This is a genomic window from Vannielia litorea (genome assembly GCF_900142295.1).
GTDB lineage: Bacteria > Pseudomonadota > Alphaproteobacteria > Rhodobacterales > Rhodobacteraceae > Vannielia > Vannielia litorea.
This window is the reverse complement of record NZ_FSRL01000002.1, coordinates 61,588-80,463: the sequence shown is the minus strand read 5'-3', so window position 1 is coordinate 80,463 and position 18,876 is coordinate 61,588. Positions and strand designations below refer to the sequence as shown.

At 68.3% G+C, this 18,876-nt stretch carries 19 protein-coding genes and 1 riboswitch; of the genes, 15 read left to right on the top strand and 4 right to left on the bottom strand.

The window, feature by feature from the left end:
• Positions 1-276 precede the first annotated feature (276 nt).
• The 3 genes from BUR94_RS18275 to BUR94_RS18265 are packed head-to-tail and all read left to right on the top strand — an operon-like array spanning position 277 to position 3,878.
• A complete protein-coding gene (locus BUR94_RS18275; protein WP_175570500.1) occupies positions 277-1,011 on the top strand; it encodes a TVP38/TMEM64 family protein in 735 nt (244 codons plus the stop codon).
• Positions 1,011-2,420 (top strand): dihydrolipoyl dehydrogenase family protein, encoded by a 1,410-nt coding sequence (locus BUR94_RS18270; protein WP_074257873.1) that lies wholly within the window; start codon positions 1,011-1,013, stop codon positions 2,418-2,420. The genes BUR94_RS18275 and BUR94_RS18270 overlap by 1 nt, the downstream gene beginning before the upstream one ends.
• A 36-nt stretch (positions 2,421-2,456) precedes the next feature.
• Entirely contained in the window at positions 2,457-3,878 is a 1,422-nt protein-coding gene (locus BUR94_RS18265) for a sensor histidine kinase (RefSeq protein WP_074257872.1), read from the top strand.
• A 48-nt stretch (positions 3,879-3,926) separates the two neighbouring features.
• Here BUR94_RS18265 and BUR94_RS18260 read toward each other — a convergent pair whose 3' ends face one another.
• From BUR94_RS18260 to BUR94_RS18250, 3 genes are read right to left on the bottom strand one after another with little or no spacing between them, the layout of a single operon-like run.
• Positions 3,927-4,388 (bottom strand): hypothetical protein, encoded by a 462-nt coding sequence (locus tag BUR94_RS18260; RefSeq protein ID WP_074257871.1) that lies wholly within the window; start codon positions 4,386-4,388, stop codon positions 3,927-3,929.
• Positions 4,385-5,371, bottom strand: a complete 987-nt coding sequence (locus BUR94_RS18255) for an NAD(P)H-quinone oxidoreductase (protein WP_074258242.1) — start codon at positions 5,369-5,371, stop codon at positions 4,385-4,387. Before BUR94_RS18255 ends, BUR94_RS18260 begins: the two co-directional genes overlap by 4 nt.
• 49 nt (positions 5,372-5,420) lie before the next feature.
• Complete coding sequence (locus BUR94_RS18250; RefSeq protein ID WP_074257870.1) at positions 5,421-6,122, bottom strand: COQ9 family protein; 702 nt, start codon at positions 6,120-6,122, stop codon at positions 5,421-5,423.
• 115 nt (positions 6,123-6,237) lie between these two features.
• On the opposite strand from BUR94_RS18250, the gene rpsU reads away from it, so the two are divergent.
• The 11 genes from rpsU to BUR94_RS18195 all read left to right on the top strand — a co-directional run bounded on the left by rpsU (position 6,238) and on the right by BUR94_RS18195 (position 17,429).
• A complete protein-coding gene (gene rpsU / locus BUR94_RS18245; protein WP_007118112.1) occupies positions 6,238-6,444 on the top strand; it encodes a 30S ribosomal protein S21 in 207 nt (68 codons plus the stop codon).
• Between the two features lie 188 nt (positions 6,445-6,632).
• A complete protein-coding gene (locus BUR94_RS18240) occupies positions 6,633-7,532 on the top strand; it encodes an MBL fold metallo-hydrolase (protein WP_074257869.1) in 900 nt (299 codons plus the stop codon).
• Positions 7,533-7,541: 9 nt separating this feature from the next.
• Positions 7,542-7,928: a rhodanese-like domain-containing protein gene (locus BUR94_RS18235; RefSeq protein WP_074257868.1), complete on the top strand. Its 387-nt coding sequence runs from the start codon at positions 7,542-7,544 to the stop codon at positions 7,926-7,928.
• Positions 7,929-8,036: 108 nt separating this feature from the next.
• Positions 8,037-8,708 carry a GNAT family N-acetyltransferase gene (locus BUR94_RS18230; RefSeq protein ID WP_139301353.1) on the top strand — a complete coding sequence of 224 codons (672 nt, stop codon included), beginning with the start codon at positions 8,037-8,039 and terminating at the stop codon, positions 8,706-8,708.
• A gap of 97 nt (positions 8,709-8,805) precedes the next feature.
• Complete coding sequence (nhaA, locus tag BUR94_RS18225; RefSeq protein ID WP_074257867.1) at positions 8,806-10,023, top strand: Na+/H+ antiporter NhaA; 1,218 nt, start codon at positions 8,806-8,808, stop codon at positions 10,021-10,023.
• A 54-nt stretch (positions 10,024-10,077) separates the two neighbouring features.
• Positions 10,078-10,282, top strand: a riboswitch (cobalamin riboswitch).
• 136 nt (positions 10,283-10,418) lie between these two features.
• A complete protein-coding gene (locus BUR94_RS18220; RefSeq protein ID WP_074258240.1) occupies positions 10,419-12,254 on the top strand; it encodes a TonB-dependent receptor plug domain-containing protein in 1,836 nt (611 codons plus the stop codon).
• The gene (locus BUR94_RS18215; protein ID WP_074257866.1) at positions 12,241-13,068 is read left to right on the top strand and encodes an ABC transporter substrate-binding protein; all 828 of its coding nucleotides are present in this window, start codon (positions 12,241-12,243) and stop codon (positions 13,066-13,068) included. Before BUR94_RS18220 ends, BUR94_RS18215 begins: the two co-directional genes overlap by 14 nt.
• Positions 13,069-13,261: 193 nt before the next feature.
• Positions 13,262-14,248: a FecCD family ABC transporter permease gene (locus BUR94_RS18210; protein WP_074257865.1), complete on the top strand. Its 987-nt coding sequence runs from the start codon at positions 13,262-13,264 to the stop codon at positions 14,246-14,248.
• Complete coding sequence (locus BUR94_RS18205; protein ID WP_074257864.1) at positions 14,245-14,985, top strand: ABC transporter ATP-binding protein; 741 nt, start codon at positions 14,245-14,247, stop codon at positions 14,983-14,985. Before BUR94_RS18210 ends, BUR94_RS18205 begins: the two co-directional genes overlap by 4 nt.
• Positions 14,985-15,755 (top strand): cobalamin-binding protein, encoded by a 771-nt coding sequence (locus tag BUR94_RS18200; RefSeq protein ID WP_074257863.1) that lies wholly within the window; start codon positions 14,985-14,987, stop codon positions 15,753-15,755. The genes BUR94_RS18205 and BUR94_RS18200 overlap by 1 nt, the downstream gene beginning before the upstream one ends.
• Before the next feature lie 63 nt (positions 15,756-15,818).
• Positions 15,819-17,429 (top strand): GMC family oxidoreductase, encoded by a 1,611-nt coding sequence (locus BUR94_RS18195; protein WP_074257862.1) that lies wholly within the window; start codon positions 15,819-15,821, stop codon positions 17,427-17,429.
• Between the two features lie 557 nt (positions 17,430-17,986).
• On the opposite strand, the gene BUR94_RS18190 is transcribed toward BUR94_RS18195, so the two are convergent.
• The gene (locus BUR94_RS18190; protein WP_084193188.1) at positions 17,987-18,259 is read right to left on the bottom strand and encodes a helix-turn-helix transcriptional regulator; all 273 of its coding nucleotides are present in this window, start codon (positions 18,257-18,259) and stop codon (positions 17,987-17,989) included.
• 191 nt (positions 18,260-18,450) lie between these two features.
• Here BUR94_RS18190 and BUR94_RS21125 point away from each other — a divergent pair, with 191 nt between their 5' ends.
• Positions 18,451-18,876: a helix-turn-helix domain-containing protein gene (locus tag BUR94_RS21125; RefSeq protein WP_074257860.1), complete on the top strand. Its 426-nt coding sequence runs from the start codon at positions 18,451-18,453 to the stop codon at positions 18,874-18,876.

The following is an 18,876-nucleotide window of genomic DNA, read 5'->3' as shown; positions in this document are numbered from 1 at the left end:
TCTCGGTCGGTGGCCGCCCCGCGGAATCGCAGGGGGCTCGGGTGTTCGAAGCCCGCTCAATAGGGACCGCTCGGGAGGCTGTCAATCGACCCGTACCGGAATCTTGCAACATTTCCCGCCGGTCGCCCCGGAGGCTGTAACAAAACCCTGCGCGGGGCAGCCGATTTGCCCGCTTGTGCTCACCCGGCATCAACCGGGCGTGATCTGGGCCGCCGCGCATGGGGTGCCCGCCCATCTTCTGCCATGACTGATACCACGGACCGAAGGGATGACGGAATGGCCGAGATGACGGAAAACAGGGCGAAAAGCCCCTGGATCAGGCGGTTGCCGCTGCTGGCGATCCTGGCCGTGGCGCTGCTTGGGGCCTTCTTCCTGCGGGATTACCTCAGTTTCCGGACCCTGGCCGAGAACCGCGAGGCGCTCATCGCCTTCCGGGACGAGAACTACCTGCTGACCGTGCTGGCCTTCATCGCCGTCTATGTCGTGATCGTCGCCTTCTCGCTGCCCGGCGCCACCGTGGCCACGCTGACAGGCGGATTTCTGTTTGCCACCTTCCCCGGTGCGCTCTTCAACATCACCGCCGCCACCCTCGGGGCGATCTGCATCTTCCAGGCGGCCCGCCTCGGGCTGGGCGACAGGCTCTCCGAGCGGCTCGACGGTTCGGGCGGCGCGGTGCAGAAGATCAAGGCCGGGATCGACGCGAACCAGTGGGAGATGCTGTTTCTGATCCGGCTGGTGCCGGCGGTGCCCTTCTTCGTGGCCAACCTGGTGCCCGCGCTGCTTTCGGTGCCGCTGCACCGCTTCGCCATCACCACCTTCCTCGGCATCATCCCGGGCGCGGTGGTCTACACCTCGGTCGGCGCCGGGCTGGGCGAGGTCTTTGCCCGCGGCGAAACGCCCGACCTCGGCATCATCTTCGAGCCGCACATCCTGCTGCCCATCCTCGGCCTCTGCGCGTTGGCGGCCCTCCCCATCGTTCTCAAGGCCCTCCGAGGCAAGAAAGGTCTGTGATGTCCACGATCAAGGCAGACATCTGCATCATCGGCGCCGGCTCCGGCGGGCTCTCGGTGGCCTCCGGCGCGGCCCAGATGGGGGCGAAGGTGGTGCTCGTCGAGGGCCACAAGATGGGCGGCGACTGCCTGAACTACGGCTGCGTGCCCTCCAAGGCGCTGCTTTCCTCCGCCCACCACGCCCACGCCATGACCACCGGTGCGCCCTTCGGCGTGGCCCCCGCCGTACCTCAGGTGGACTACGCCCGCGCCAAGGATCACGTGGCCGAGGTGATCGCTGCCATCGAGCCCCATGATTCGCAGGAGCGGTTCGAGGGGCTGGGCGTGCAGGTGATCCGCGACTGGGGCAGCTTCATCTCCCCCACCGAGCTGCGCGCCGGAGAGCACACCATCACCGCCCGCCGCTTTGTCATCGCCACCGGCTCACGGCCTTTCGTGCCGCCGATCGACGGGCTGGAGAGCGTGGACTACCACACCAACGAAACCATCTTCGACCTGCGCGAGCGCCCGGAGCATCTGATCGTCATCGGCGGCGGACCGATCGGGCTGGAGATGGCCCAGGCCCATGCCCGGCTGGGCTGCAAGGTCACCGTGATCGAGGCGCAGAAGGCCCTGGGCAAGGACGACCCGGACCTCGCCGCCTTCGTGCTGGGCAAGCTCCGCGCCGAGGGCATCGAGATTCGGGAAGAAACGGCAGCCGAGAAGGTCACCGCCGAGGGTGGCGTCACCGTGCACACGCCCTCCGGGCCCGTCACCGGCTCGCACCTGCTGGTCGCCGTCGGACGGCAGGTCAACATCGACCGGCTCAACCTCAACGTCGCCAAGGTCGACCACGACCGCGCTGTGAAGGTGGATGCCACGCTGCGCTCCCCCTCCAACCGCCGGGTCTATGCCATCGGCGATGCCGCGGGGGGGCTGCAGTTTACCCATGTCGCGGGCTACCACGCGGGCATCGTCATCCGCTCCGCCATGTTCGGCCTGCCCGCCAAGGCCAGGACCGCGCATATCCCCTGGGTCACCTACACCGATCCCGAGCTTGCCCAGGTGGGCCAGACCGAGGCGCAGGCCCGCGAGGCGCACGGCGCGGCGCTGCAGGTGATCCGGCTGAGCTACGACGACACCGACCGGGGCCGCGCCATCCGGGCCGAAGGGATGCTGAAGCTGATGGTGGTCAAGGGCCGCCCGGTGGGGGCCTCCATCGCCGGGCCGCAGGCCGGCGAGCTGATCGCACCCTGGGCCACGGCCATCGCCAATGGCCACAAGCTGACCACCCTGGCGAACACGGTTCTGCCCTACCCGACCCTGCAGGAACTTAACAAACGCGCCGCCGGAGCCTATTTCTCTCCGAAACTGTTCGAGAGCCCCCTGGTCAAGCGGGTCGTCGGGCTGGTGCAACGCCTGCTGCCCTAGCGACGGACCGCGCGGAAATGGTATAACGCGCGAGAAATGTTCCTGAATACGCTCTCCGGCCGCTTCCTGATGCTGACGATCGCCTTCGTCATGCTGGCCGAAGTGCTGATCTTCGTGCCCTCCATCGCGCGCTTCCGGGAGGACTTTCTGCTGTCGCGCCTGGAGCGGGCCCAGATCGCCTCGCTGGCGCTGCTGGCGACCGACGAGGTGATCGACGCCAACCTCGAGGCCGAACTCCTGCGCAACGCCGGCGTCATGAACGTGGTGTTGCGGCGCGACGAGATGCGCGAGCTGATTCTCTCCTCGCCAATCATCGCCCCGGTGACCCAGACCTACGACCTGCGCGACCCGGGCCCCTGGGTGCTGATGATGGACGCCATGATGCGGCTGTGGAAGCGCGATGCCGAGTTGATCCGGGTCATCGGCGACCCGGTCAAGGAGGCCGGGCTGCTGATCGAGGTGACGATGGACACCGCCGACCTGCGCATGGCGATGCTCGACTACGGCGTGCGAATCCTCTGGCTCTCGGCGGTGATTTCGGCGCTGACAGCGCTGCTGCTGTTCCTCGCCGTCCGCATCTTCATCGTCCGCCCGATCCACCATGTGGTCGATGCGATGGCGAGCTATGCCAAGGCCCCCGAGGATGCCCGCCGCATCATCGAGCCGCGCGCCGGCGCGCTGGAGCTGCGCGAGGCGGAGGAGGGGCTGAACGCGCTTCAGACCCAGCTCACCTCCGCGCTGAAGCAGAAGGACCGCCTGGCCCAGCTTGGCGGCGCCGTGGCCCGCATCAGCCACGACCTGCGCAACATCCTCACCACCGCCCAGCTCTTCGCCGACCGGATGGAAAGCTCCAAGGACCCGGCGGTGGCCCGCGCAGCGCCCAAGCTGGTCAACTCGATCAGCCGCGCGGTCAACCTCTGCGAGAGCACGCTGGCCTTCGGCCGCGCCGAGGAGCCGCCGCCGAAGCTCTCGCGCTTCGCGCTGGCCCCCCTGGTGAACGACGTGATCGACAGCGAGCGCCTGGCGGCGGGCGAGCACGACATCTCCTATGCCGAGGACATCCCCAGCGGCCTGACCCTGCGCGCCGACAGCGAGCAGCTCTTCCGGGTGCTGACCAACCTCATCCGCAACGCCCGGCAGGCCATCGTCGCCACCGGCAAGCCGGGAGAGATCTGCGTGACCGGGCGGGAGGAAGACGACGGCTGGGTGATCACCGTCACCGATACCGGCCCCGGCCTGCCGCCCAAGGCGCAGGAGCACCTGTTCCAGCCGTTCCAGGGCGGGTTCCGCAAGGGCGGGTCGGGCCTCGGGCTGGCGATTTCGGCCGAGCTGATCCGCGGCCACGGCGGCAGGCTCGACCTCAGCCGCACCGGCCCGGAAGGCACCGAGTTCGCCGTGGTGCTGCCGCGCGAATTCGCCGAGGCCCCCGAACCCGTGCCGCAGAGGGCCGCCGAGTAGGGCCGCACCCGGGCCACCGCGCGCCGGCCCGTCATGGCAGCGGTGCGCCTAGATCCAGTCGCGCTGCACCAGGTCGGCCACCGCGTCGATCCCGCGTCCGAACACGAAGACCCTGTGGCGCGGGTCGTCGGGGCCGCCGTAGGGGATGCTGTCGGTGAACACCACAAGCCCCCGCGCCCGGCACTCCTCGGCAACGACCCTGGCCCGCTCGGCATCGTCGGTCATCACCACCAGGTGGCTCCAGGCCCAGTCGTCGGCTGCGATCTCGGCCCAGGCATGCGCCGCCAGCCCTGCCTCGGTCTCGAAGCGGGCCACCTCGCGCCACTGGCCGCGCTCTTCGTTGCCCCAGAGCCAGGCCGCGCCGTCGTGGCGCACCGAGAATCCCTCGCCCACGCCGCGCCCGTCGAGCGCATAGCCCTCAAAGTTGGCCCCCTCCGCCAGCATCCAGTCGCGCAACGCAACCAGCGTGCCGGGCGGCGTGGAAAGCGGCGCCGGGTGGTAGCGGCTCACCCGCCGGCCACCTCCAGCACGATCTTGCCGATATGCTGCGAGCTCTCCATCCGGGCGTGCGCCTGCGCCGCGTCGGCGAGCGCGAAGGCCTGGTCCATCACCGGCGCCACACGGCCCGAGGCGAGCAGCGGCCAGACCTTCTCTTCCAGCTCAGCCGCGATCGCCGCCTTGGCGGCCACCGATTGCGGGCGCAGGGTGCTGCCGGTGAGGGTGAGCCGCCGCGCCATGACCTGGGCAAAGTTCAGCTCCGCCTTGGGGCCCGAGAGGAAGGCGATGTGCACCATCCGCCCGTCCATCGCCATGGCGGCGACGTTGCGGGGGATGTAGTCGCCGCCGACCATGTCGAGCACCAGGTTGGCCCCGCCCTCGGCCTTCAGCACCTCGACGAAGTCTTCCTCGCGGTAGTTGATTGCCCGTTCGGCGCCGAGACCCAGGCAGGCCTCGCACTTCTCACGGGAGCCCGCCGTGGTGAACACCCGTGCGCCGAAGGCATGGGCGAGCTGGATCGCCGTGGTGCCGATGCCCGAGGAGCCGCCGTGCACCAGAAACACCTCGCCCGCCTTCAGCCCGCCGCGCATGAAGACGTTGGACCAGACGGTGAAGAAAGTCTCCGGCAGGCAGGCGGCCGCGCGCAGCCCCATCCCCTCCGGCACCGGCAGGGCATGGGCGGCGGGGCACTTGACGTATTCGGCGTAACCTCCGCCCGGCAGCAGGGCGCAGACGTGCTCGCCCACCGCCCAGCGCGCGCCCTCGCCCACGGCCACCACCTCGCCCGAGCACTCGAGGCCGGGCAGGGGAGAGGCATCGGGCGGCGGGGCATAGGCCCCGGCGCGTTGCAGCGCGTCGGGCCGGTTCACCCCGGCCCAGGCCACCCTGATCACGATCTCCCCCGCGCCGGGCTGCGGCACCTCCACCTGCGTCAGCGTCAGCACCTCGGGCCCGCCGGGCCTGGTGATTTTCACGGCGTTCATCGTCTCGGGCAGGGTCATCGGGGAGTCCTTGGTCTTGGGAGTGGCGGGGGCGGCACCCGCCCTAGGGTTTGCTCACATGGCCGGGCATGTCGGCCGGCGGGGTGCTGCGCGGCGCACGCACGCGGGCGGCCAGCCACTCGGGCCCGGCCATCAGCCCCTTGGTCAGCGGGTTCTTCCGAAGCCCGGCCTTCAGCTTCTCGATTCGCATCACATCGTCGATGCGCCGGTCGAGAAAGGCCCAGGTCGCCTCGTGTCCCTCGCTCTGGTCGCCCAGCCAATAGAGCAGCGTGGCCGAGTAGACCGCCGAGAGCGTGGCCCGCTTGGAGTACCAGTTGAGGTCTTCGCTGGTGTCGCCCAGCGCCCGCCAGATCGCATCCGCCGTGCCCCAGACCGCGCCGGCGCCTGCGGCGGCGTTCTGTGGCAGGGCGAAGAGCGAGGCGGCGCGGCGCACCGCCTCCCGATCGCCCTCGATCGCCTCAAGCCGGAGCCGTACCGCATGGGCCACCCGCTCGGAGAAGCGCATCGCCTCCAGCTCGACCGCGCCCAGCGCCTCCAGCATCTTCGCATCGCCGCGGGCATGAAAGGCCAGCGCCAGGTCCACCGCGCCGCGCGGAAACAGCGCCCTCGCCTCGCCCGCGCTCACCCCCGCCTCCCCGGCGGCACGGGTCAGGGCCTCGTCGGACCATCCGTCGAAGGCGACGTGGGGCAGGGCGGCATCGAGAATGGCGGCTTTTGCGGGGGTTTCGGGCTGGCTCGTCATCATGTCTCGGCAACATAGGGCAAATTTCCGGCGAGTGTAGACAGATGCCCGGCGCTTTGCTATACGGCGCCCTCCTGCAAATTCTTGCAACTCAAACCGGAAAGGTGGTGACAACCACATGCAGGTAAGCGTTCGTGACAACAACGTCGATCAGGCGCTTCGTGCTCTGAAGAAGAAACTTCAGCGCGAGGGTGTGTTTCGTGAGATGAAACTCAAGCAACACTTCGAGAAGCCGTCCGAGAAGAAAGCCCGTGAAAAGGCCGAAGCGATCCGCCGTGCGCGGAAGCTGGCTCGGAAGAAGGCCCAGCGCGAAGGGATGATGTAAATCCCGTCGACACACGAACGGCGAGGGTTTCGGCCCCCGCCTACGACGACCCCCGCGGCCCTGCCCGGGGGTTTGTTGTTTTTCGGGCCCCCCGTCCGGCCCCTCCGGCCCTTCGAATCGCACCCGCGATGGAACCTTCCAGCGCGGTAAGGCCGTTTCCCTTGGGAACGACACGGAAAGGAGAGAGCATGCCGACCGGACGCCAGGTAAAAAGCGCCGCCAGCGGGAGCGGTCCCGTTGTGCACGGGTTTTACGAAGAAGACACCGGATCGTGGCAATACATCTGCGCCGATCCGGCCACGAAAGCCTGCGCCATCATCGACCCCGTGCTCGATTTCGACCCGGCCCATGCCCGCACCTCCACCGAATCCGCCGAAGACCTGCTGCGCTGCATCGAGACCAACGGCTACGAGCTGGCCTGGATCCTCGACACCCATCCCCACGCCGACCACCTGACCGCCGGCCACTGGCTGGCCGGGCGCACCGGCGCACCGCACGGCATCGGCGAGAGATGCACCGAGATCGCCGAGCTCTGGCGCGACTACTACCACATGCCCGGTGCTTTCCCGATCAAGGGCGATTTCGACCGGCTCTTTGCCGATGGCGAGAGTTTCAAGCTGGGCGAGTTGGACGTGCGGGTGATGCTCTCGACCGGGCATACGCTCGGCTCCATCACCTATGTCGTCGGCGATGCCGCCTTCGTCCACGACACGCTCATGCATGTCGATGTCGGCACCGCGCGGGCCGATTTTCCGGGCGGCAGCACCGAGGAGCTGTGGCGCTCGATCCAGCGCATCCTCGACCTGCCCGACGAGACCCGCCTGTTCATAGGCCACGACTACGGCACCGACGACCGCGACCAGCCGGAGTGCGAGGCCACCGTCGCCCGGCACCGCGCCGACAACCCGCATGTCGGCGGCGGCAGGAGCCGGGAGGCGTTCATCGCGCTGCGCGACGCGCGCGACGAGACCCTCGGCCTGCCCGAACGGATGCTCTTCGCGCTTCAGGTCAACCTGCGCGGCGGCCGCCTGCCTGAGCCGGAGGCGGACGGGCACAGCTACTACAAGATCCCCGCAAACAGATTTTGAGGACACATCATGAAGACCGAGACCACCGATCACGGCACGCTGGAAACCTGGACCCCCGAAGAGGTCAACGAGGGCCTTACGCAGGGCAAGCTGGTGCTGGTCGACGTGCGCACCCCGGCGGAATACGCCTTCGAGCATGTCGAGGGGGCCCTGCTGCTGCCCATGGCCTTCTTCGACCCGCGCTTCCTGCCCGAGGAGGGCGACAAGCGCGTCGTTCTGATGTGCGGCTCCTCCAAACGCTCCGAGAAGATGGCGCGCAAGACGCTTGAGGCCCGTGGCGGGCAGATTGCCCACATGGACGGCGGCTTTGGCGGCTGGAAGGAGGCCAAGCTGGATTACATCACCACCGACATGGCCTCCGGCGCGCTGGTCAGGTCTTCCAGCTCGGGCAGCTGACAGGACGGCCGGGGCGGGCCGACGGCACAGGGGCCGCCGCGCCCCGGCCGTTTCATGCTTGCGCCCGCCGTCCGGGGCATGTTGGGGGCAGATGCGCAGGACCCGCCCATGCCCGACCACCCGCTCGATTGCCCCGCACGGGCCGCCCTCACCGGCCCCCACGCGCAGCTCGCCCAGCGCGGCGGCACCGCCCTGCGCTACGACCCGGGGCTGATTCCGTTCGCCTGCATCGACCCGGCCCACCCCGAAGACCTCGCCACCCTCGCCGCGCCCGGCGAGATCGCCGTGTTTCTCCAGAAGGCCCGGGTGGCCACCCTGCCCGGCTTCACCGAGACCCTGCGCGCCGATGCCGTCCAACTGACCTCCCGCACCCTGCCGCCCGCGCCCGACGACCCGCGCATCACCCCCCTCGGCCCGCGCGACGCCGCCGAGATGCTGGCGCTGGCAGAGGCCACCAGGCCAGGCCCCTTCACCCTGCGCGCGCTGGAGCTCGGGCCGTTCTGGGGCATCCGCCACGAGGGCCGGCTCATCGCCATGGCCGGCACCCGCATGGCCGCGCCCGGCTTCACCGAGATTTCCGGCGTCTGCACCGACCCCTCGGCGCGGGGCCAGGGGCTCGCCCGGCGGCTCTCTGCCCATGTCGCGCACCAGATCACGGCTGCGGGCAGCACGCCGTTTCTCCACGCCTTCGCCTCCAACCCGGCGGCCATCGCGCTCTACGAGAGCCTCGGCTTTGCCATCCGCGCCGAACTGGCCTGCGCAATCTTCGAGAAACTCTGAGAAAAACCTGCGACACCACGCCTCACGCGGTTGATCTGAACCAACCGGGTTGCCATCTCGTTACCTAGGGAAACTGAACGCGCAACAGGGACAGGGAATGCTCCGCAGAACAATCGACGAATTCTTCGGCTCCGACGCCGCCGGCGGCGTGGTGCTGATGCTCTCCGCCGTGGCCGCGATGATGATCGCCAACTCCTCGCTCAACCCCGAGTACCAGGAGTTCCTGGGTTCCTACATCGGCGTCACCGTGAACGGCGAAGGCATCGAGAAACCGGCGCTTCTGTGGATCAACGACGGCCTCATGGCCATCTTCTTCTTTCTGATCGGTCTCGAGCTGAAGCGCGAGCTGATGGAGGGCAAGCTGAAGAACCCCGCCGACGTGGTGCTGCCCGGCATGGCCGCCGTGGGCGGGATGGTGGTGCCTGCCGCCGTCTACGTGTTCTTCAACTGGGGCAACGCCGCCACCATCCACGGCTGGGCGATCCCGGCGGCAACCGACATCGCCTTCGCGCTGGGCGTGCTGGCCCTGCTCGGCTCCCGTGTGCCGCCCTCGCTCAAGATCTTCCTGCTGACGCTGGCGATCCTCGACGACATGGGCGCCATTCTCATCATCGCGCTGTTCTACACCGCCAACCTCCAGGTCGATTACCTCTTCCTCGCCTGCATCCCGCTGGCCCTGATGATCTGGCGCAACCTGCGCGGCGCGCACCGCGTGGCGCCAATCCTGCTGCTGGGCGTGGTGATGTGGGTCTTTGTGCTCAAGTCGGGCGTGCATGCCACGCTCGCGGGCGTGATCACCGCCTTCTGCATCCCGCTGAAGGACAAGTGGAACAAGTCGCCCCTGCACTCGATCGAGCACGGGCTGGCTCCCTACGTGCTCTACGTCATCGTGCCGCTCTTCGCCTTTGCCAACGCCGGCGTGGTGCTTCAGGGCATGTCGCTCTCCTCGCTGCTCGACCCGGTGCCGCTGGGCGTGGCGCTCGGCCTGATCGTCGGCAAGCAGATCGGCGTCTTCGGCACCACCTGGCTGATGGTCAAGTCCGGGCTGGCCAAGCTGCCCTTCGGGGTGACCTGGGCGCATATCTACGGCCTGGCCTGCCTTGCCGGCATCGGGTTCACCATGTCGCTCTTCATCGGCTCGCTGTCGTTCGACGATGCGGTACTGATGAACGAGGTGCGCCTCGGCGTGCTGCTGGGCTCCGCCGTATCGGCCATCATCGGCTATACGGTGCTGCGCGCCGCCACCAACCCCGGCCAGGCCGAGAAGGTCGAGGCGCTCAACCAGCCCGGCGCCGCCGAACGCGCGGCCGAGTAGGCACCCAAGGGGCGCAGGGGAAACGAATCCCTTGCGCCCGCCGCCTCTCCTGCGCTACCCCCGCCTTGCTTCGGTTCGGGCGCAAGCCCGGAGCAAAATGGGAACACGGTGCGGAGACCCGCTCTCCAATGCCGCGACTGCCCCCGCAACTGTGAGCGGAGAGCGAGGCCTGTGTGCCACTGGGGGATCCTCCCCGGGAAGGCCGGCCAACTCGCGATGACCCGCAAGTCAGGAGACCTGCCGAGGCGATCACCCTGAACCCGTGCGGGGCGCACGGCGTCAACGGTCTGTCCGTAGCGGTGACGAAAGCACCGTCTGCGGAAGGCCCTGCCATTCCAAGGACACCACGCCACAACGGCCCGCAAAAGGGCCGAAGCAGAGGGACCTTGGACGCCATGACCCGCCTCCTTGTCACGACCGCCATCCTGGCCGCCACCGCCGCGCCACTCGCCGCGCAGGAAGTCTATGACCTCGACACCATCACCGTCACCGCCGACCTCTCCGACGGCACCGAAACCCAGCGCACCGGCGCCACCGTCGAGGTGACCACGCGCGAAGATCTGGAACGGGCGGGCGACAGCAGCGTGGCCACCTACCTGTCTCGCCAGCCGGGGCTTTCGCTGGCCATGACCGGGGGCCCTGGCGGCACCGCCGACATTCGCATCCGTGGCCTGCACCAGCGCTACACCTCGGTTCTGATCGACGGCATCAATGTTCTCGATCTCTCCGCCACCAACCCCGCCTTCAACTTCGGCACGCTGACCACCGGCGGGATCGGGCGCATCGAAGTGCTGAAAGGCGCGCAGTCGGCGCAATACGGCTCCGCTGCCGTGGGCGGCGTTGTCTCGATCAACAGCCGCCGCGCCACCGAGGAGGGCACTCACGTTTACCTTGAGGGCGAGGTCGGCAGCTACGACAGCTTCGATGCCAACGCCACCGTCACCAGCAAGGGCGAGCGCCACAGCTTCGCCGTCACCCTGTCGCGGCTGGAGTTCGGCGGCTTCTCGGCAGCCGACGAGGAAGACGGCAACACCGAAGAAGACAGCCTCTCCACCGTCCGCCTCTCGTTCAACGGCGAATATGCCCTGACCGAGGCCCTGACCATCGGCCTCAGCGGCTTCTCGGAGAAGAGCGAGTACGACCTCGACGGCGGCTTCCCTTTCGGTGACACCGACGACACCATCGAGAACACCTCCAACGGCCTGCGCCTCTTCGCCCGCTACGAGGGCGCGAAGGTGACTCACGAACTCTCGGCAACAAGCTTCGACTTCGACCGCGAAACCAGCAGCGGCAGCACCTACGCGGGTGAACGCAAGACGCTGGCTTATCTGGGCCAGGCCACGCTGTCGCCCACCATGCGGCTCAACTTCGGCTTCGACTACAGCGACGAGAGCTTTGCCTCCTTCGCCTTCGGCACCGCCGCCGAGGGCAATGTGACAAACACCGGCGTCTTTGCCGAGCTGAACTGGTCGCCCACCGGACAGCTCGATGTGGTTGCGGCGCTGCGCCACGACGAGCACGAGGAGTTCGGCGGATACACCTCCGGGCGCCTTGCCCTTGCCTACCGCCCGCAGGATGACCTGATCCTGCGCGGTTCTCTGGCCACCGGCTTCCGCGCACCCTCGCTCTTCGAGCTTTACGCGCCGAACTCCGGCAACCCCGACCTCACCCCCGAAACCAGCTTCAGTGCCGAACTCGGCATCGAGAAGCGCCTCGGCAGGGAAGACTTCGTCAAGGCCACGCTGTTCTACAGCGAAGTCGAAGATCGCATCACCTTCGGGCCAACCTTCCCCTCACCGAACGTGCAGGCAGAGGGTACCTCCATCGCCCGGGGCATCGAGCTGTCCGGGCAAAAGGCGCTCTCCGACCGGGTCTCGCTGTTCGGCAACTACACTTACACCGAGAGCGAGGGTGAAGATGGCGCTCGGGTGCTCCGCGTGCCCCGCAATAATCTCGTTCTGGGCGTTGATGCCGAGATCGCACCCCGCTGGACCGCCCGCGCCGAACTGCAACATGTTTCCGACTACTTGGATGTGGGCGCGAGCTTTCCTTACGATCCGGTCAGGCTCGATGACTACACGCTTGTCAACACCATGGTCACCTACGACGTGAGCGACAGCGCCGAAGCCTACTTCCGGATCGAGAACATCGGCGATGTCGAATACCAAACCGTCAACGGCTACGGCCAGTCCGACCGCGCCTTCTACGTCGGCCTCCGTGCCAAGTTCTAAGCACCCCGCCAGTGCGCTTGCGCTCTGGCTGGCGGGGGCCTGCGCGGCCCTCGCCGCCCCGCCCGAGCGGGTGGTCTCGATCAACCTGTGCACCGACCAGCTGGCGCTGGCGCTGGCGGCGCCGGGGCAGATCGTGTCGGTGACCCGGATGCTTCAGGCCGAAGACACGCCGCTGGCTGCCGAAGCCCGGGCCCTGCCCGGCAATTCCGCCCGCGCCGAAGAGGTCTACCTGCTTGCCCCCGACCTCGTGCTGGCCGGCAGCTTTACCGCGCCCGACACGCTGCGCATGCTCGACCGGCTGGGGCTGACCGTCGCCGTATTTCCGCCCGCCGAAACGCTCGATGACATCCGCGCCAACATTACCCGGATGGGCGCGCTGCTGGGCCGCGAGCCTGCGGCCGCGGAGCATGTGGCGCGGTTCGACGCCCGCCTTGCCGCGCTCCCCGCGCCGCAAGGCCCCGCGCCGCTCGCCGCGCTCTATGCCGCCAACGGCTATTCCGCCGGCGATGCCACCCTGCCCGGCCAGATGGTGAAGGCCGCGGGCTTCACCCTGCTGGCCGAGCAGCTTGGCCTGCCCTACGGTGGCGTCGTGCCGCTCGAAACCCTCGCCACCGCCTCCCCCGACCTGCTCATCGCCGCCCGCCCAGGCGCCCCGAAGAGCCGGGCCGAGGAGATCCTCGCCCACCCCGTTGTCGCCGCCCTGCGCGAGAAGACCCCGACCGACACCCTGCACGACAGCGACTGGACCTGCGGCACCCCCGCCGTGCTCGACACCGTGGAGCGCCTGGCCGCAATCCGGGAGACCATGCAGTGAGCGCAGGTGGGAACCTGCCCCGAAACCCGCACCCCACGAGCGCCGCGCCCGCAGCGCCGCGCCGCGCGGCGTGCACCCTCCGGGCTCTCCGCGTGCCCGCCAAGCCGCCCCTCGCGCGCGAGGAGCGCCCCACTGCGGGCGGTCCCATCCGCCCTTCGAGGCGTCTTCGACCCTGCGCCCGGGATCCGCGCCGATGACCCCCGCGCGGCTCTACACCCTTCTCGGCGGCCTCACAGCCGCCCTCTTCACCGCCTCGCTCACCGTGGGCCCGGCCTCGATTCCCTTTGCCGAGGCTCTCTCTGCCCTCTTCACCCAGTCCGACGGCCCCGCCACCATGGTGATGCGCGAGATCCGCCTGCCCCGCGCCATCCTCGGCGCGCTCATCGGGGCCTCGCTCGGGCTCTCCGGCGCCGCCATGCAGGGCTACCTCCGCAACCCGCTGGCCGAGCCGGGGCTGATCGGCGTGTCCTCCTCCGCGGCCCTCGGCGCGGTGATCGCCATCCAGACCGGGCTGGCCTATGCCGCCGCGCTCGCCCTGCCGCTGATGGCGCTGGCGGGCGCCGGCCTCGCCGTGCTGGCCATCCTCGCCCTCGCCGGTCCGCGCGGCACCGCCCTTTCGCTGATCCTCGCCGGTGTCGCCCTCTCGGCCCTGGCCGGCGCGCTCACCAGCCTCGTGCTCAACCTCTCGCCCTCGCCCTATGCCGCCGCCGAGATCGTCTTCTGGATGATGGGCAGCCTTGCCGACCGGTCGATGACCCATGTCGCCCTCGCCGCGCCCTTTATCCTCGCGGGTCTTGCCCTGATCCTGCCGCTGGGGCGCGGACTCGATGCGCTCTCGCTGGGCGAGGACGCCGCCGCCTCGATGGGCATCCGCCTGCCCCGGCTGCGGCTTGCGCTGATCCTGGGTGTCGCCGCCTCGGTCGGCGCGGGCACCGCCGTGGCAGGGGCAATCGGCTTCGTCGGTCTCGTCGTGCCGCACCTGCTGCGCCCGCTCACCGGCCACCGCCCCTCGACCCTGCTCCTCGCCTCCGCCCTGGGCGGTGCGGCGATGCTGTTGGCCGCCGACACCGCCACCCGCCTCGTCCTGCCCGCGCGCGACCTCAAGCTCGGGGTCGTCACCGCGCTGGTGGGCGCACCCTTCTTTCTACACCTGATCTGGCGATTGCGGGGGCGGCTATGACGCTGCGGCTCGACCATCTCTCCGTCACCCGGCAGAACGGCCGCGAGACCCTGCGCGACGTGTCGCTTGCCGTGGGCGCGGGCGAATTTGTCGGGCTCATCGGCCCCAACGGCGCGGGCAAGACCACCCTGCTCCGCGCCGCCCAGGGCCTGCTGCCCGCCACTGGCAGCTCCTCCCTGACCGCCCTCACGCCCGGCCAGCGCGCCCGCGAGGCCGCCTTTCTCCCGCAATCCCGCGAGATCGCCTGGGACCTGACGGTCGAAACCCTCGTCACCCTCGGCCGCACCCCGCACCTGCCCTCCCGCGCCGACCGCGACGCCACCGCCCGCGCCATCGCCCAGATGCAGCTCACCGAGCTGGCCCGCCGCCGCGCCACCCGGCTCTCCGGCGGCGAGCAGGCCCGCGCCCTGATCGCCCGTGCGCTGGCGCAGGAAACCCCGCTGCTGCTGGCCGACGAGCCCATCGCCGGGCTCGACCCGGCCGCCCAGATCGCCACCATGCAGCTCTTCGCCCGCCTCGCCACCGAGGGCCGCGCCGTCATTGCCGCGCTGCACGACCTCTCGCTCGCCGCCCGCCACTGCACCCGCCTCGTGGTGCTGCACCAGGGCCGCATCGCCGCCGACGGCCCACCCGAGGAGGTGCTCACCCGCGCGTTGCTGGCCGAGGTCTTCCACATCACCGGCAGTTTCGTCTTTACCGACCACGGGCCGCTGTTTCAGCCGACCGGGCTGACCTGATGGCCTTTCCGCCCGAGCGCATCGTCTGCCTGACGGAGGAAACCGTCGAAACTCTCTACCTCCTCGGCCAGCAGCACCGCATCGTCGGGGTCTCGGGCTATGCCGTCCGGCCCCCCGGCGTGCGGCGCGAAAAGCCGCGTGTCTCGGCCTTCACCTCTGCCGACATCCCCAAGGTGATGGCGCTGAAGCCCGACCTCGTTCTGACCTTCTCCGACCTTCAGGCCGAGATCGCCGCCGCCCTGCTGCGCGAGGGCGTGGCCGTGCACGGCTTCAACCAGCGCGGCCTCGCCGGCATCTTCGACATGATCGAAACCCTCGGCGCCCTCACCCGCTGCGGGCGGGCTGCGCAGGCGCTGACCCGAGGCTATCGCACTCGCCTCGACCGGCTGCGCTCCGAGGCTCCGGCCCGGGGTCTCAAGGTCTATTTCGAGGAATGGGACGAGCCGATGATCTCGGGCATCGGCTGGGTCTCGGAGCTGATCGAGACCACCGGCGCGCGCGATGTCTTTGCCCCCCTCGCCCGCGAACAGGCCGCCACGGGCCGGATCGTGACCGCCGCGCAGGTGATCGACGCCGCGCCGGACGTGATCCTCGCCTCCTGGTGCGGCAAGAAGGTCCGCCCAGAGCGCATTGCCGCCCGCCCCGGCTGGCAGGCCATCCCCGCCGTTGCCGGGAACCGAATCCACGAGATCAAGTCGCCGCTCATCCTCCAGCCCGGCCCCGCCGCGTTGACCGACGGGCTCGATGCGATCCTGGCGGCGCTGACCTGACCCACCACGCCTCTGGCCATGCGCCCCCGGCTGGCCTAAAGCCGAAAGGGGGGAGGAGCCGTGATGGACACAGCAGCCGACACGGGCGAATACGACTACATCATCGTCGGCGCGGGCTCTGCGGGCTGCGTGCTGGCCAACCGGCTCTCGGCCAACCCGGCCAACAAGGTGCTCCTGCTGGAGGCGGGCGGGTCCGACAACCACCACTGGGTGCACATCCCGGTGGGCTACCTCTACGCCATGGGCAACCCCAGGCTCGACTGGTGCTACCGCACCGCCGAAGAGCCGGGCCTCAACGGGCGCAGCCTCGCCTATCCGCGCGGCAAGGTGCTCGGCGGCTGTTCCTCGATCAACGGCATGATCTACATGCGCGGGCAGGCCGCCGACTATGACCAGTGGCGGCAGGCGGGCTGCACCGGCTGGGGCTGGGACGATGTGCTTCCGCTCTTCCGGAAGTCCGAGAACCACCTCGCCGGCGCGAGCGAGGCCCACGGCACCGGCGGCGAGCTGGACGTGACCGAGCAGCGCCTGCACTGGCCGGTGCTCGATGCCCTGGCCCGCGCGGCGCGGGAGATGGGCATCCCGAAGTCGGAGGATTTCAACGACGGCGACAACGAGGGGGTCGGCTACTTTCCGGTCAACCAGCGCGGCGGCTGGCGGTGGAACGCGCGCAAGGCCTTTCTCAAACCGGTGCGCAACCGCGCCAACCTTCGCATCGAGACCCATGCCCTGGTGCAGCGGTTGGCCCTCGCCGATGGCCGCGCCGAGGCCGTGCTCTACCGCCAGAAGGGCACCCTGAAGCGGGCCCGCTGCCGCGGCGAGGCGGTGCTGGCGGCGGGCGCGGTGAACACGCCGCAACTGCTCGAACTCTCCGGCATCGGCGACGGACAATTGCTGCGGTCGCTCGGGATTCCGGTGATGCTCGACCTGCCCTCGGTCGGCCGGAACCTGCAGGATCACCTCCAGATCCGCACGGTCTTCCGCATCACCGGCGCCCTCACCCTGAACGACCGGATGAGCACCTTGCGGGGCAAGGCACGGATCGCGCTGGAATACGCCCTGGGCCGCTCCGGGCCGATGTCGATGGCCCCGAGCCAGCTTGGCATCTTCACACGCTCCTCGCCCGGCTTCGACCGCGCCAACATCGAGTATCACATCCAGCCGCTCACGCTGGAGGCCTTCGGACAGCCGCTCGACAGGGAGCCGGGCGTCACCATCTCGGTGTGCAATCTGCGCCCCGAGAGCCGGGGCACCATCCACATCACTGCGCCGGTGGCCGACACCGCCCCCGAAATCCGCCCCAACTACCTCTCGGCCCGCGCCGACCAGATCGTGGCCATCGACAGCCTGCGCCACGCGCGGCGGCTGATGGGGATGGCGGGCCTGCAGGGGCTTCAGCCGCGCGAGATCAAGCCGGGGCCGGAGGTGCAGAGCGACGAAGACCTGCTGAGAGCTGCGGGCAACCTGGGCACCACCATCTTTCACCCCGTCGGCACCGCCCGCATGGGCAGCGATCCGGGCGCGGTGGTCGACCCCGAACTGCGCCTGCGCGGTCTTGCCAACCTGCGCATCGCCGATGCCTCGATCATGCCCACGATCCCCTCGGGCAATACGCATGCCCCGGTGACGATGATCGCGGAAAAGGCGGCCGAGATGATGCTGCGCGCGGTCTAGCGCCGCGCGGCGTGTCTCAGTCGGATATCAGGGGAAGTGGCGGACTGGGGAGGATTCGAACCCCCGACCCCTTGATTCGTAGCCAGGCGAAGGCCTATTTTTTCCAATGTTTTCAATATGTTAATTCTCGGAATGGCCCACAACGAACCCATCGGTTTCCGGGCGCAGGAGATATCAGCCATTAAGTCATTGAAAATATTCAATTAAAACTTCTCGAGTGCTTTATTGTGAGATTTTCTTACTAAAGTGGAAAGCAACCCGAACAGCCTCCAGATCGTAATGTGAGATCTACCAATCAAGTACTCTATACAGGGCAATAATCTCTCACACTCTGTGTCACTTTCGATACCTCCTCAGGGTGCGGCAAGGCGGTGAAGGCGCTGGATGCTGGGTGCTTGCAACCGCTTAAACACTGCTCCCAACCACAACCTCACGCGGTTTGAGGCCGGGTTTGGAGCGAGAGAAATCGACTGCATTGGGGTGTGAGAAGAACCAACTCCAGCCGCAAGCGAGCCTCACGCGGGTCCAAGTAGCGACGACTCCCAGAATCGAGAGTGTCAGTCCTGTTTCCGGTCACGCTGATCCGGCTCAACGGCGGTGTCCCGGATGCTTCGCAAGTTCTCAAAGATTGCGACTGCGAGATCGCCTTCGATCCCGGTGGCCGATAGCCAGTCGTAGAACTCGGCCAACAGCAGGTTCTTCTGGCCCGCTTCGATGCGAACGACGTGGGATCGAGCCTTTTGTAGGCGTTCCGCCAGCTCCTGCTGCGTCAGACCAGCGGCCTTCCTGAGGTCTCGCATGGTGCAACCAAGCTCTTTTTCCCAGTCCATCGCCACCCCGTCGAACCGTCACCGAACCCCTAGAATGTGAGCGGTCCTAACATTTCACATCTATGGAGCAATCTCGGAGCATCGCAAACTCCTCTGTGAGAAATAACTTCGTTGCAGCAATGTGCTAATTCGGCACATATCGGAGGCAGAATGTTCCGAATCGGAACTCCGGTGGCTGAGTGGAGGACGAAATGAAGTCGAGCCAGGATAAGATCAAGCGGGGGCGGAGAATCCTCAGTGCGCGGCGTGCGCGGCACCTCACGCAAGCAGAAGTTTCGGAGGCACTGGGCGTCGAGCGAGCGACGGTTTCGCAATGGGAACGGGGTAAGAATAATCCCAGTTATGAACTCATGATGCGGTTGGCAAAAGTGCTTCGGGCCCCGCTGGACACCTTGGCATTTGGGGTGCCGGATCGCTTCATTGGCCACGGGCTACGACAAAAGCGAATATCAGACGATGTCGTTGTCAGTGACGTGCTCAGTTTCACCCCGGTCCCCCCGGGGTATCCCGTTCCGAAAGATGCGCTTGTGTGCGACTCATGCGGTGCAGCGGTGACCGTGTGCTTGCACCAATCGGAGATTCGAGTGCCCAAGACCGAAGAGGTCGTGGAGGGATAG